This window comes from Puia sp., from assembly GCF_036500295.1.
Classification (GTDB): Bacteria; Bacteroidota; Bacteroidia; order Chitinophagales; family Chitinophagaceae; genus Puia.
Genome location: NZ_DASYCH010000005.1, coordinates 150,676 through 164,176, shown reverse-complemented (window position 1 = coordinate 164,176; position 13,501 = coordinate 150,676). Strand labels below are relative to the sequence as shown.

Here is a 13,501-nt window from a genome sequence, read left to right as displayed (position 1 = left end):
CCGGATAAGAGTTTATTAAAAGCGCAAGCGGGCAATTTAAACGGGCGGCCCGCCCAAAAGTTCTATGGCAATAAAATTGTTATTGGTTAGTTATATAAATTGTTTGGATTTCAAATTTTGACGGTTAAGTGGAAACAATTATTATGACAGACACACATAAAGTCCTTATCGTAGACGATGAATTGGATATTTGCTATTTGCTAAGCGGAATGTTGAAACAGCGGAATTTTCATACAGGCTTTGTAAATTCCATCGGCGATGCGAAAATGGCACTGCAAACTGAGACACCCTCTGTTATCTTTCTGGATAATCATCTTCCCGATGGACTCGGGCTTGACTTTATTCCCTATATAAAGCAAACCTACCCCGACGTAAAGGTGATCATGATCACCGCTCACGACGGCGCGCAGGACAGAAAAAAAGCCCACGATGGCGGTGTCGATCTCTTCATCGCCAAACCGCTGAATCGTAAGCTCATTTTCGATGCAGTCGATAAATTGTTGGTAAAAGAACCCCGATAAGCCCCTCCCCGGCAGTGACCGGTTCGTTTATCCCGCCGCCCCCTCTTCTATCCAGACGGACACCGAATTCCCGCCGACATGGAATTCCCCCTTCCCCTCCGCATCGATCGTCACTTTCGCCGGATGCTTCCCCAGCCAGTCGACAAAGGTCTTCCCCGCATGCGCCTTTCCGATCTCCATCATTTTGAACCCATCGTCGCCGTTACTCAGCAACACCGCGCACCCCGATCCCGGATGCTCCTCATCGCCTTCCCTCGTCCAGCCGATACAGTTCGCATAATCTGCATAGTCGCGCTGCGCGCCATACGCAAACCGCTTTCTCGCCTGCACAAGCTTTTCGATATTCTCCACCCCCGGCAGATAGATCTCATAATCCTTGCCGTCATGCCCCTTGTCGGTATACTTCGCTCCATACATATCGGGGAAAAAAACACAGGGATATCCCGTTTCCTTTAACAGGATCAGGGCATAGGCCAGCGGCTTGAACCAGTCCTGCACCGGCGCCTCCAGCGATTGCAGCGGCTGGGTGTCATGATTGCCGACCACCGTCACCGCCAGGTCCGGCCTCACTGCCACCAGCGTATCGTTAAAGATCGTGGTCAGATCGTAATCCCTTCCCTGCTTTCCCGCAGCCTCCAGGTTATGGTGCAGCGATGCGTCGAAAAGGGACATCCGCCCCTCGGTGGCCTCGATATATTTCAACAACAACGGCAGATTGCCCGGCGCCCAATATTCCCCCACCGCAAAAAACTCCTTCCCCGTCACCTTCCGCATATGGTCCAGCCACTCATTCTCAAAGCCCGGCGAGATATGCTTCACCGCATCCAGCCGAACCCCGTCGAATCCCGTCGTCTCGCAATACCATTCTCCCCAGCGCTTCAACTCATCAACCACGGCCCGGTTCCTGAACTCGATGTCGTCATACATCAGATAGTCATAGTTGCCCTTCTCTTCATCGATCACCTCCTCCCAGCCCTCGCCATAATCGTTGAGGATACTGTAGATCGCCGTCTCCTTCGTCTTGTTGTCGAAATCGACGCCGGTAAAACACCGGAAATCCCAGATGAAATCGGAATATTTCCCCTTCCTCCCCGGGAAAGTGAATTTGGTATACGCCTCGATATCGATCGGCTCGCTGACAAACTTCGTCCGGTCCTCCGGGTCCACCTTCCTCACCTTGATCAATTCCACCTCATCCCCCCCGGCCTTATGATTAAGGACGATATCCACATATACCTGCATCCCGGCCGCATGAATGGCCTTGATGGCGTCGATATATTCCTGCCGGGTTCCATACTTCGTCCTCACCGAATTCTTCTGGTCGAATTCCCCGAGGTCATAAAGGTCATAGATATCATAACCGATGGAATAGCCACCGTTGGTGCCTTTACACGCCGGCGGCAGCCAGATGGCGGTGAAGCCCATCTCCGCAAGCCGTGGAGCTTCCCCGGTTATCTTTTTCCAAAGCGTCCCATCATTGGAAAGATACCAATGGAAATATTGAAAGATCGTTCCGTTTTGCATGTGAGATAGGGGTTTTACGAACAGGGTTATTCAAAATATCTGCGCAGCTTCCACGCATTTGTCTCATGACCTTCCATCAACCCGGTCAGGAAATCGGCCGTACCCGCGTCCTTGAATTGGTCGGTGCATTCTTCCACGGCCTTCCGGAGATGCACGACGATCGTCTCATGATCCTCCAGCAACTCCTTCAGCATTTCCTTCCGCCCGGGATACTTGCCCGGAGCCTCGTTCAGATGCGTCAGATCGAGGAATTCCTTCATGGTCCCGATCGTCTTTCCGCCCAGCTTGTTGATGCGTTCGGCGATCTCGTCGATGGCCTCCTCCAATTCCTTGTACTGGTGTTCGAACAACAGGTGCAGTTCCATAAAGCTCTCCCCCGATACATTCCAGTGGAATTTCCGCGTCTTCGTATACAGAACGACAGCATCTGCAAGAACAGTGGAAAGCACCGTGTTGACACTCTTCAGCGTCTTCTCTTGTAATCCGATATGTGGTTGCATAGTCAAATGATTTATTGAACAAGGATATCACCAGAATGATACCACGGTATACCTGCCCGCAAAACCCGGGAAACACCCGTTTCCTTGCACAGATTGTAGAATTTTTTGCTCAAATCGGCCCATAAAACAACAACTTCAGGCATAATAAAAATGGCAAGGTATTTTTGTTATATAGATTTAAAATCAACGATTATGAACAACACATCGAAAATTTTGCTCGGCTTCATCGCCGGCGCAGCCATCGGCGGCGCATTGGGGATCCTCCTCGCCCCGGACAAAGGATCGGAAACCCGTCGCAGGATAGTCGAAAAAGGCAATGAGTTCGGCGACTCGATCGTTGACCTCGGCGAGACCGTAAAGGATAAGTTCAATGACGTGGTGGATGGAGTAAAAGGCAGTTTCAACCGGACAAAGAATTCTATGTCCTAAATGCGCTTATGGAAGAACAGCCGACAGATATAGACATTCTTCTTTCCGACGCCGGAGACTTCATCGAGACCCGGACCACGTTGTGGAAATATAAGACGATCGAAAGCCTGGCCGACGTCTCCGGCGAACTGGTCTCCGGCCTGGGCCTGATCGTCATCGCCTCCTTTGTGATCATTACATTCAGCATCGGCTTTGCCCTGCTGATAGGGGAGTGGCTTGGAAAAAGCTATTACGGGTTCTTCGTGATGGGCGGGCTCTACGCCATCCTGGGACTCATCATCTTCGCCGGCCGGCGGAAATGGCTCAAGAACCCGTTTAGCAACATGCTGATCCGCAAGATCCTAAAATAACCGTCATGGCAAGGATAAAAACCATCGAAGAACTACGGGAAGCAATACGCGATCTGGAACACCAGAACTATGTCAACGAACAGCACATGCGCGGTCGCGTCACCGAATTGACCGAACGGCTGAAACCCGCCAATGTCGTCAAAGGACTCTTTAGTCATTTCTTCAGCGGCGGCAACGAAATGAAGACCAGCCTGCTCAAAATGGCGGCCGGCATCGCGACAAGCTTTCTCGTAAAAAAGTTTTTCAAAAAAGGCCTCGCCGTCAAATGACCTATTTCCCCCCCCGGCCCGGCAATCCTTTATAATGCGATGGATGGATCAGCAGGATCTTCTGCAAAAACTCGATCCGCTGCGCATTTCCCTTTGCCTCAAGATGGGCAAATACATGGATCAGGACGATCTTATAGACAAAGACCCCCTTACGGTCCTCGGCGGCCAGTTCATCCGCCCGCTGCCGCAGATCGTCGAGGATCTCCTCTGTCAGAGCCTTCAGCTCCTTTTCGTCGGAAAGACCGGTCAGTCTTACGACAGAATTAAAAACCGATGAGTAATAAGCGTCGATAAGTTGATTCAATCAGTAGAGATTAGAAAGCAGGGTAAGTTATCGTAGCGAAAGCGAGAGACAAAAAAGTGCTGAATTACCCGCAATAAAAGTTGAACAAGTACTATTGTATTGTTTTTTATTACATTTGACTATGCGGCGACGGTATTGGCTAAGATCCCTATTATTTGCATTCAGCGTCCTGTTGGGATATTCAACACACGCCCAGGTCAGCGACTCGCTAAAACACCGGCTGGCAGCCCTGGAGACGGGGCGGCGGACCAGCCTGCTGAAAGATACGGATTATCTCCGGGCCGTCGACTCCATCGCCCCCCACCTCGAAGGAGAAGATAGTCTCCCCCGGCTGCTCACCACCTATCAGCAGATAGCCTTTGGTAACCCGGCCCTCGGCCGCTGGCGGGCTTACTATTACACCTACCTGGCCCTCAATGCGTATAACACCAACAAATTCGGCGCCGCCATCTATTACTCCGGAAAGAACAACGAGGAAAGGATAAAGGCCGGACTCTTTGAAAAAGGCGAACTGGCCCACAGCGATCTTTTCGCCCTGACCCTGCATTATAATAATCACGACTATCCAAAAGTGATCCTTCGCCTCATCGCCCTCGCCCCGGCCCTCGGCCGGGTACCCGCCGCCATATCGGCCGGAAAAACAGGGCCCGAACAGGTCTTCCTCGCGCTCAGCATCCTCCAGACTGCCGTATACACCTACGCGAAGACCGGCGACTCCGCCGCCCGCGAAAAAGCGGTTCACCTCGCCGAAGACATCCGGCAGCGCGTCCGGCAAAAACCCGCCCCCTATACGCACTTCGCATCCCAATACGCCTACCTCGAACACAGCACGGCCTACCGCAACGAGTTGTCCCTCGGCCACCTCCGGCAGGCCCAGGATTGGCTGCACACCGCCATCCGCGACGTCGAATCTCCGGACTTCCCCCGCCACCTGAAGGCGGACTATGGCGTCTCCCTCTACACCGAGGCGGTCGATTTCTATTTCGATCATGGCCAGGTGGACAGCGCCCGCCGCTACCTCGATATCCTCCACGGCCATGGCGACAACGCCATTTACGCCGTCACCGACCCGGGCTTCCTGCTGATAAACGACAGCCGCCTGCTCGCCGGTGAAGGGAAATATGCCGACGCCTACCAGCACCTGCGAAAAGCCTGGCTCCTGCGCGACTCGGCCTTCTTCGCCGTCAGCTCCGACCGGGACAACAATCTATACGCCATGGCCGAAGCCGACAACGCCCGCGCGGAAGCCGACAACGCCCGCGCCGAACTCGTCCGGTCCGAAGAAAGCAAGCGCGCCGCCCGGCAATCCAACCTCCTCCTTTTCTTTATCCTCGCCCTTATCGTACTGGGAGGGCTCTCTTCGTTTCTCGTCTACCGCGCCCGCCAGCAACGCCGCCTGCTCGATCTCCAGGCCCATCTGGCCAGCAATTTCCACGATACCGTCGGCCCGATGCTTCTCTACGCCAACGCCCTGATAAAAAAAGAATCCACCGGCCGGCCTTCGGCCGGCCTCGACGAAATAAAGAACCAGATCGGTCAGATCATGGAATCCGTTCGCGGCATCTCCCATGACCTGAAGTCAAGCCGGCTCGGCTCCATCAACGGCCTGGGAAAAGACCTGACCCACCTCCTCGAAAAGATCCGCGAGGCCACCGGCATCGCCTTCACCCTCACCGTGGAGAACGGCAACCACCTCCTCAGCCATTTCCAGGTGACCCATCTCTCGAAGATCGTTCACGAACTGATCAGCAACTCCGTAAAACATGCCGGCTGTAATAAAATAACCATCGCCATGAAAGGATTACCCCGCAACCTGCAGATCGACTACACCGACGACGGCAAAGGCCTCGACCCCGCCGCCACCACCAACGGCGGCATCGGCCTCGGCAATATCCGCGAAAGAGTGGCCTCCCTCCACGGCCACCTCCAACTCAACAATGCCTTCCCCGAAGGCTATTCCGTCGCCCTCTCAATCCCCCTGCTATGACCGCCACCTTAAAACACTATGGTTCCCTGCTCGTGATCGATGATCATAACATGATCGTCAACGGCATCCGACTGCTCATCGGCGACCGGTTTCGCGACGTCTGGCAGGCCAATACCATTGCGGCCGGCCTCAGCCTCGCCACCCAGCACCAGCCCCAGCTCGTCATCGTGGATTTCGTCCTGCCCGACGGCACCGGCGACACCATCGTAAAAGAGATAAAATACCGCTGCCCGAATACCCGCATCCTGGCCTATTCCTTCAACGGCTACTCCGCCGCCGTCCTCAAAATGTTCGGCGCCGGCGTCCACGGCTATCTCATAAAAAGCGAAGACGACGAAGAGTTCGTCCGCGCCATCGGAACCCTCCTCGAAGGAAAAGAATATTTCTGCCGGGAAGCCCGTAACCATATCATCCACCGCGTCTTCCCCGAAGAAGAACACGCCCGCCTCATCGTCGCCAATACCGGGTTCTCCGCCAAAGAGATAGAGATCATCCGCCTCATCTGCCAGCAAAAAACAGCCCGGGAGATCAGCAACCAGGTCTATCTCTCCGAGCGCACCGTGGAACAATACCGCAGCAATATCTCCAAACGCATCGGCGCCCGGAATATCGCCGGGATCATCCGCTTTGCACTGCAGAATCACATCATCGACCTCGCGGATTTGTAAAACCGGCTGATTTTCGTAATTTCGGTTCCACGCCAAACTAACGATTGCAATGGCCTCCGTGAATCTATTGGATGAGAACCTCCTGCTTTGGAATGAGTTCCGCAACGGCAACGCCGATGCCTTCGGCGAATTGATGCGCACCCACTATCCCGATCTCTTCAACTACGGCACCCGCTTCACAAAAGATACCGAACTCGTAAAAGACTGTATCCAGGACCTCTTCCTCGCCCTTTGGGTCAACAGGCTCACCATCAGCGAAACCTCCTTCGTCAAATATTACCTGCTGAAAGCGCTTCGCCACAGCCTGACAAAAGCCATCAACCGCTCCCGGCACCGCGCAGACCCCCACTTCGAATACGGCTTCAACAGCACCCCGCCGGTCGAAAACAGCCTCATCCGCGAAGAATACCTCATCGACCTCGCCCGCAAAATGCGCAAGGTCCTCGCCGGCCTCTCCCGCCGCCAACAGGAGGTCATTTATCTTCGCTTCTATATGGACGCCGACACCGACGAGATCGCCGAGATCATGTCCCTCAGCCGCCAGTCCGTCTACAATCTCCTTCACGACTCCCTCCGCCGCCTCCGCAAGGTCAGCCCCAAAAAAGCCTTCTGGTTCCCCCACCTGCTCCCCCTCCTTTTTTAAAAATTTGTGCAAAAAACCGGGTAGATTTTCCGAATACCTGTCTCTATGACAAGTAAAAGGCGGTTTTATCCATGTCAAACGAAGAATACAACACCCTCGAAGATCTCGTCTTCTCCCGGAGCTTTCGCACCTGGGTCCTGACAGGAGATACCCCTGAGGCTGATTTCTGGTCCGATTGGGCAACCCGGAATCCCGGCAAGACCGAACTCGTCAACCAGGCCAAAGCGGTCATATATGCCCTCCAATTGGACCTGAGACCCCTTCCGGAAGAGGCCGTCGACGCCGAAGTGCGGAAAGCACTGCAAAAAGTGCAGGACGGCCGCCTCACCCCCGTCCGCGAAGTCCCCCTCCGCCCCGGCATCCTCGGCCGCCACTACTCCCGCGCCTGGACCGCCGCCGCGATCGTCGCCGCCATCGCCATCGGGATCTGGTCCATCCGCTTCTTTCACCAGCCTCGCCAGGAAGGCTTCTATCCCACCTTCCTCGCCGTAGATCCCGCAAAACCCATCCATCAACAGACCGCCCCCGCCGGAACCGAAAAATGGCTGACCCTGCCCGACGGCAGCACCGCCCGCCTCACCCCCGGCAGCAAACTGTCCTGGCCCGCCGACCACCCCGACGCCGACCACCCCGACGCCGACCACCCCGACGCCCGCCACAACGGCAGACCCGGCCGCCAACGCGCCGTCTTCCTCGAAGGCGAAGCCTTCTTTAATATAACCCACAGCGCCTCCCTGCCTTTCTTTGTCTATACCCGCAACGTGATCACCAAGGTCCTCGGCACCAGTTTCACCGTTAACACCAACTCCGGCAAGACCATCGTGTCCGTCTCCACCGGGAAAGTGTCGGTATATCATAAAAAAGATCTCTCCGACGGCATGATCCTGACGCCAAACCAGCAAAGCACCTACGATCCCGGCAAGGACCATCTCGATAAAGCCCTCATTGCCCGGCCCGTTGCGCTGGAGACGGCGGACAGCACGGCAGGAAGCCCCGGCCCGGCGCCCGTCGCCGCCGTCTTCCGCGGCCTGCAAAACCGCTATGGCATCCCCATCCTCTACGATGAGGAAGCCGTCGCCGGCTGCACCCTGCGCGTGCCCATGGGCAACGAACCCTTCTATGAAAAATTGAACGTCGTCTGCAAGGCCATCGGCGCCACCTACGAGGCCATCGACGGCAACATCGTCATCACCGCCGCCGGCTGTAAATAAATTCCTGATAAAAACTCATCCCATGATAAGATAACAGCACATCACATAAAAAAATTGGCTGACAATGATTGAGCCCATCGCCAGCCAGTGTTTGGCCCTCCATTATTAAGAACCAAAACGATTGTAAAGTATGAAAAAACAGTTGAGTCGTCAAATTGCCATTGCCATTATGAAGATCTCTCTCATTCCAGCCCTGCTTTTGATGCTCGTTTTCTGCAGCTACGCGAGCGACTCCCGCGGTCAGAAATTGCTGGATAAAAAAGTCAATCTCCAACTCGTCGACGAGGAAATGCGCAATGTGTTCACCGCCCTGGAAAAGCAGATCGACGCGAAATTTGTCTACAGCCCCGAGATCATCGGCGCCTCCCGTAAAGTTTCCGTCGAAGCAAAGGATAAGCAACTGTCAAAGGTCCTTTCCGATCTGCTCGAAGCCCTTAACATCAATTACGAACTCGTCGACAACTACATCGTCCTCTCGAAAAAGACGGGTAAAAGCCCCGGCTACCACAGCTACGGCACGATCCCCGACAACAGTCCCTACGCCTACGTCAAGATCGGCGGCCGCGTCGTCAACAGCACCGGCCAGCCCCTCGAAGGCGTCAGCGTCGTCGTAAAAGGGACCAACATCGGGACCACCACAAACGCCAACGGGGAGTTCTCCCTCAACGTCCCCGACCCGCAATCGACCCTCGTCGTCTCCTACATCGGCTACCAGGGCCAGGAGATCCCGGTCGCCGACAAAACCTATCTCCCCATCGCCCTCACCGCCGAAAACAGCCAGCTCAACGACGTGGTCGTCGTTGGCTACGGCACGGTAAAGAAATCCGATCTCACCGGCTCGGTCGGCGTGGTAAATGTCGGCAACGTGGAAAAGGTGGCCACCTATGACGTAGCACGCAGCCTCCAGGGTCAGGTGGCCGGCGTCACCGTCCAGGGCTCCGGCGAACCCGGCGGCTTCGTCAATATAAAGATCAGGGGGATCAGCAGTCTCAACGACAACAACCCCCTTTTCGTCATCGACGGCGTACCCATCGTCAACGAAGCGCCCTATGACTTCCCGATGGACGATATCGAAAGCATCCAGGTCCTGAAAGACGCTTCCGCCGGCGCCATCTACGGCTCCCGCGCCGCTGCCGGCGTCATCATCATCACCACGAAAAAAGGCCGCTCCGGCCCCGTTCGCGTAAAATACAGCGGCTACATCGGCGCCCAGAACATGCCGAAGACCCTGCCGCTTACCAACCGGCAGCAATACCAGCAGATCACCACCCAGGCCGAGAAGAACGCCGGCCTCCCCATTGCAGCCGCCAACGATCCCTCCAACGCGGCCTATATCAGCAACACAAACACCGACTGGCAAAAAGCCGCCTTCAAGACCGGGGTCATCCAGGACCATAACCTGAATTTCTCCGGCGGCACCGAGGCAACTTCCTACAGCATGTCGCTCAATTACTTCGACCAGAGCGCAACGATAAAGGGCGGCCCCGGCGAACCCAAATACAACCGCTACAACGCCAACGCCTCCATCCAGAGCAAGGCAGGCATCCTGTCCTTCGGCGGACGCTTCGCCTTCACCGAGTCCCATAAACAGAATATCACCTACCCCCACCTCCACCCGAACATCGGCAACGAGATCGTCGACCTCGACCGCGCCATCCCCACCGTACCCGTGAACGACCCCAAACGCCTCGGCGGCTTCGGCGGCACCGACGAAGTCACCCAAAAAGCGATCGTCCTCAACGTCATCGGGATGAACAATCTGATGAACAGCTATAGCGACCGGAACCGCTTCCTCGGCAACTCCTGGCTCGAACTGGAGCCCGTAAAAAATCTCAAATACCGGCTCAATCTCGTCTACGATCGCACCGAGACCCGCGATCTTTTCTTCGAACCCCAATACGATCTCGGCTGGTACTATCTCAATAACACCGCCTATCTCACCGACTCGCGCGGCGCCCAATATACCGCCCTGGTGGAAAATACCCTTTCCTATAAGTTCACCCTCGGTCAGCATCGTATCGATCTGCTTGCCGGTACCACCTATGAAAAAGACGATCTCCAGAACATGACCGGGCTCGAATCCGGCTTCAACCCGCCCTATTATCTCTCCTTCGGAACCGGCGATCCCACCACCGCCTCCGTCACCAGCGGCGAACAACGCGCCACCATGAGCTCCTTCCTGGGACGCATCAACTATAACTATGGCGACCGCTATCTCATAACGGTCAACGCCCGCCGCGACGGCTCTTCCAAGTTCAGCCCCGAACACCGCTGGGGTAATTTCGGTTCCGTCGCCGGCGCCTGGAACATCTCCAATGAAAAATTCATCCATCTGCCCGACGCGGTCAGCTTCCTCAAATTGCGCGGCGGCTATGGAACCCTGGGTAACCAAAACTTCCCCAGCTACTACGCGTACACGACGTATATCAATAGCAACGCCTCCTATCTCTTTGGCAATACCCCCGGCAGCGGAAACCAATACCTCGCTCCCGGTTCCATCCAGACCCAGGTAGCCGACCCCACCCTGAAATGGGAGACCAAGACCACCTCCAACCTGGCCCTCGATCTCGGCCTGCTCAACAACACCCTCCTGTTCACCGCGGAATATTTCGTCAACACCGACAAAGACCTCATCGCTCAACCGCCGATACCGCTGTCCGTCGGCGCGACCAACACCCCCTATGTCAACGCGGCATCGCTGCGCAACAGCGGGATCGAGTTCACCGTCACGTATCACAAGACGTTCGGAAAACTGGCGCTCAACATCGAAGCCAATGCCCATACGCTAAAGAACAAGGTCCTGCAACTGGGAGGCACAAACGATCCCATCTACGGCGCCGAAAGCAAGACCGAAGTCGGCCACGAGGTCGGCCAGATCTATGGCTATGTCACCGAAGGCATCTTCCAGAACACCGGCGACATCCAGAAACACGCCATCCAGCCCAATGCCGCACCCGGCGACCTGAAGTTCAGGGACATCGACGGCAACGACACGATCAACGCGCTGGACCAGACCTACCTGGGCTCCGCGATCCCCAAGCTGTACTACGGACTCAATCTCAGTCTCTCCTACGGTGCCTGGGATGCCTCCGTCTTCTTCCAGGGCAACGAAGGCAACAAGATCGTAAACGGCCTTTACCAAACCCTCATGGCAGGGCAGTATACCAATCACTACATCGATGAACTCAACTATTGGACGCCTACCCATGCCAACACCAATGTCCCCCGCCCGGTCATCGGCGATCCCAACGGCAACGACGGACCCTCCGATCGCTGGGTACAAAGCGGCACCTATGTAAAGCTGCAAAATGCCCAACTCGGCTATAACTTCCCCACCGCGAAGCTCAACCGGACACATGTATTCAAAAGCATCCGGGTCTACGTCTCCGGCCAGAACCTGTTGACCCTCACGAAGTACAAAGGCTATGATCCGGATATCATCAGTGATGGGCTCTTCAGCCGGGGATTCGATTACGGCTCCTTCCCCAACCCCAGGTCATATATGGTGGGCCTGCAGGTAGGGTTCTAAATCAAAAAACAAAACATTATGACAAAATATTTTTTCTATATAATCCCCTTCATCGCACTCGCAGGCTGCAGCAAGCAACTGAGGCAAACCAACCCCAATCAGGAAACCGCCCAGGTCTTTTGGAAAACATCCGCCGATGCCTACAACGCAGGCAACTCCGTGTATGGCAGCCTGATCCTCGATGGGTCATATATGCGCTTCACCCACGTCATCCTCAATACCCGCGGCGACGACGCCACCAGCAACAGCCCCTGGAACGAGATCTACAACTGTGGAAAGTTTGCGCTCGACGTCAACGGCTTTGCCGCCCAGGCGCCCTACACCGCTTACTATCAGGGCGTATTCCGGGCCAACCAGGTGATAGAGAACGTCCCGAAAATCAGCATGGACACCGCCCTGCGGGACCGCATCCTCGGCCAGGCTTATTTCCTCCGCGGACTCTACTTCTTTCATCTCGCATCCATCTATCGCAACGTCCCCATCCCCCTGACCATCGCCCAGTCCTCCGCCGGCTACTACGTCCACCAGTCCCCACAGGATAGCGTATACGGCCAGGCGATCGCCGACTTCACACAGGCGGTATCCCTGCTCCCCGTCTCCTACGCCAATGTCTCCGGCCCCGATCAGGGCCAGGTGGGCCGGGCGACAAAAGGGGCAGCCATGGCCTTCCTGGGTAAGACCTATCTCTTCATCCACCAGTTCACCCTGGCCGCCCAGCAATTCCTCAACGTGATCGATCTCGGCATCTACTCCCTCGTTCCCAACTACCACGACAATTTCACCGATCAGGACGAGAACAACGCCGAGTCCATCTTCGAGGTCCAGTTCTCCCGGACGGTGGGCGGCACCGCCGACGGCTGGGGACCCAACGATCCCGACGCCACCTGGGGGAAATACGAGGCCCGCGCCGTCACCTTCGGTCCCCGCAATTTCGCATACGGCGACGTACAACCGACGAAGATCCTCTACTCCGAATTCCTGCAGGAGAAGACCGCCGGCGGCGCCACCGACCCCCGCCTCTATGCCACCATGTTCTACAATACACCCACGATGACGGTCTATGGCCAGTCCTTCCAGACCACATTCGGCAAGAACGATTCCGAGGTATTCTGCCGCAAATACGAGAACGACGGGTTCTATCCCAACGAGTTCACCCCCGCAGCCTTCCAGTCCGGGATCAATTACCGCATGATACGGTACGCCGATATCCTGCTCTATTATGCCGAATGCCTCAACGAGACCGGCCAGACGGCCCAGGCCTATCCCTATATCCAGCAGGTACGCGCCCGCGTGGGCCTGCCCGACCTGGCCACCGTACATCCTAACATGACCCAGCAGCAGATGCGCGACCAGCTCGCCCACGAGCGTTTCCTCGAATTCGGCCTCGAAGGCCGCCGCTTCGAAGACATCGTCCGATGGGGCTGGCTCCAGGACCCGGCAAAGCTCGCCATGCTCCAGGCCCGCGACCCGGAATTCAACACCTACTTCCCCGGCCGCGAATACATGCCCATTCCCCTGGCCGATATCCAGGCCAACCCCGGCGAACTCCAAAACCCAGGATGGTAA

The 13,501-nt window shown here is 56.0% G+C and carries 13 protein-coding genes; 10 read left to right on the top strand and 3 right to left on the bottom strand.

The window, feature by feature from the left end:
• The first annotated feature begins 143 nt into the window (after positions 1–143).
• Positions 144–521 (top strand): response regulator, encoded by a 378-nt coding sequence (locus VGM48_RS03235; RefSeq protein WP_331576277.1) that lies wholly within the window; start codon positions 144–146, stop codon positions 519–521.
• A 27-nt stretch (positions 522–548) separates the two neighbouring features.
• Here VGM48_RS03235 and VGM48_RS03230 read toward each other — a convergent pair whose 3' ends face one another.
• Positions 549–2,045 (bottom strand): alpha-amylase, encoded by a 1,497-nt coding sequence (locus tag VGM48_RS03230; RefSeq protein ID WP_331576276.1) that lies wholly within the window; start codon positions 2,043–2,045, stop codon positions 549–551.
• A 26-nt stretch (positions 2,046–2,071) separates the two neighbouring features.
• Positions 2,072–2,545 (bottom strand): DNA starvation/stationary phase protection protein, encoded by a 474-nt coding sequence (locus VGM48_RS03225; protein ID WP_331576275.1) that lies wholly within the window; start codon positions 2,543–2,545, stop codon positions 2,072–2,074.
• Positions 2,546–2,737: 192 nt separating this feature from the next.
• On the opposite strand from VGM48_RS03225, the gene VGM48_RS03220 reads away from it, so the two are divergent.
• Genes VGM48_RS03220 through VGM48_RS03210 form a run of 3 tightly spaced genes read left to right on the top strand, consistent with a single transcriptional unit; the run spans position 2,738 to position 3,593 of the window.
• Positions 2,738–2,974 carry a YtxH domain-containing protein gene (locus tag VGM48_RS03220; protein WP_331576274.1) on the top strand — a complete coding sequence of 79 codons (237 nt, stop codon included), beginning with the start codon at positions 2,738–2,740 and terminating at the stop codon, positions 2,972–2,974.
• An 8-nt stretch (positions 2,975–2,982) separates the two neighbouring features.
• Entirely contained in the window at positions 2,983–3,324 is a 342-nt protein-coding gene (locus tag VGM48_RS03215) for a hypothetical protein (protein ID WP_331576273.1), read from the top strand.
• 5 nt (positions 3,325–3,329) lie between these two features.
• Entirely contained in the window at positions 3,330–3,593 is a 264-nt protein-coding gene (locus VGM48_RS03210) for a hypothetical protein (protein WP_331576272.1), read from the top strand.
• A gap of 1 nt (position 3,594) precedes the next feature.
• On the opposite strand, the gene VGM48_RS03205 is transcribed toward VGM48_RS03210, so the two are convergent.
• Entirely contained in the window at positions 3,595–3,897 is a 303-nt protein-coding gene (locus VGM48_RS03205) for a hypothetical protein (RefSeq protein ID WP_331576271.1), read from the bottom strand.
• 121 nt (positions 3,898–4,018) lie between these two features.
• On the opposite strand from VGM48_RS03205, the gene VGM48_RS03200 reads away from it, so the two are divergent.
• From VGM48_RS03200 to VGM48_RS03175, 6 genes are all read left to right on the top strand, one after another.
• A complete protein-coding gene (locus VGM48_RS03200) occupies positions 4,019–5,884 on the top strand; it encodes a sensor histidine kinase (RefSeq protein ID WP_331576270.1) in 1,866 nt (621 codons plus the stop codon).
• On the top strand, positions 5,881–6,552 hold the full coding sequence (locus tag VGM48_RS03195; protein ID WP_331576269.1) for a response regulator transcription factor: 672 nt from the start codon (positions 5,881–5,883) through the stop codon (positions 6,550–6,552). Before VGM48_RS03200 ends, VGM48_RS03195 begins: the two co-directional genes overlap by 4 nt.
• Before the next feature lie 49 nt (positions 6,553–6,601).
• Positions 6,602–7,195 carry a sigma-70 family RNA polymerase sigma factor gene (locus VGM48_RS03190; RefSeq protein ID WP_331576268.1) on the top strand — a complete coding sequence of 198 codons (594 nt, stop codon included), beginning with the start codon at positions 6,602–6,604 and terminating at the stop codon, positions 7,193–7,195.
• Between the two features lie 71 nt (positions 7,196–7,266).
• Entirely contained in the window at positions 7,267–8,406 is a 1,140-nt protein-coding gene (locus tag VGM48_RS03185) for a FecR family protein (protein ID WP_331576267.1), read from the top strand.
• Positions 8,407–8,575: 169 nt separating this feature from the next.
• Positions 8,576–11,935, top strand: a complete 3,360-nt coding sequence (locus tag VGM48_RS03180) for a TonB-dependent receptor (protein WP_331576266.1) — start codon at positions 8,576–8,578, stop codon at positions 11,933–11,935.
• Positions 11,936–11,953: 18 nt separating this feature from the next.
• On the top strand, positions 11,954–13,501 hold the full coding sequence (locus tag VGM48_RS03175; RefSeq protein ID WP_331576265.1) for a RagB/SusD family nutrient uptake outer membrane protein: 1,548 nt from the start codon (positions 11,954–11,956) through the stop codon (positions 13,499–13,501).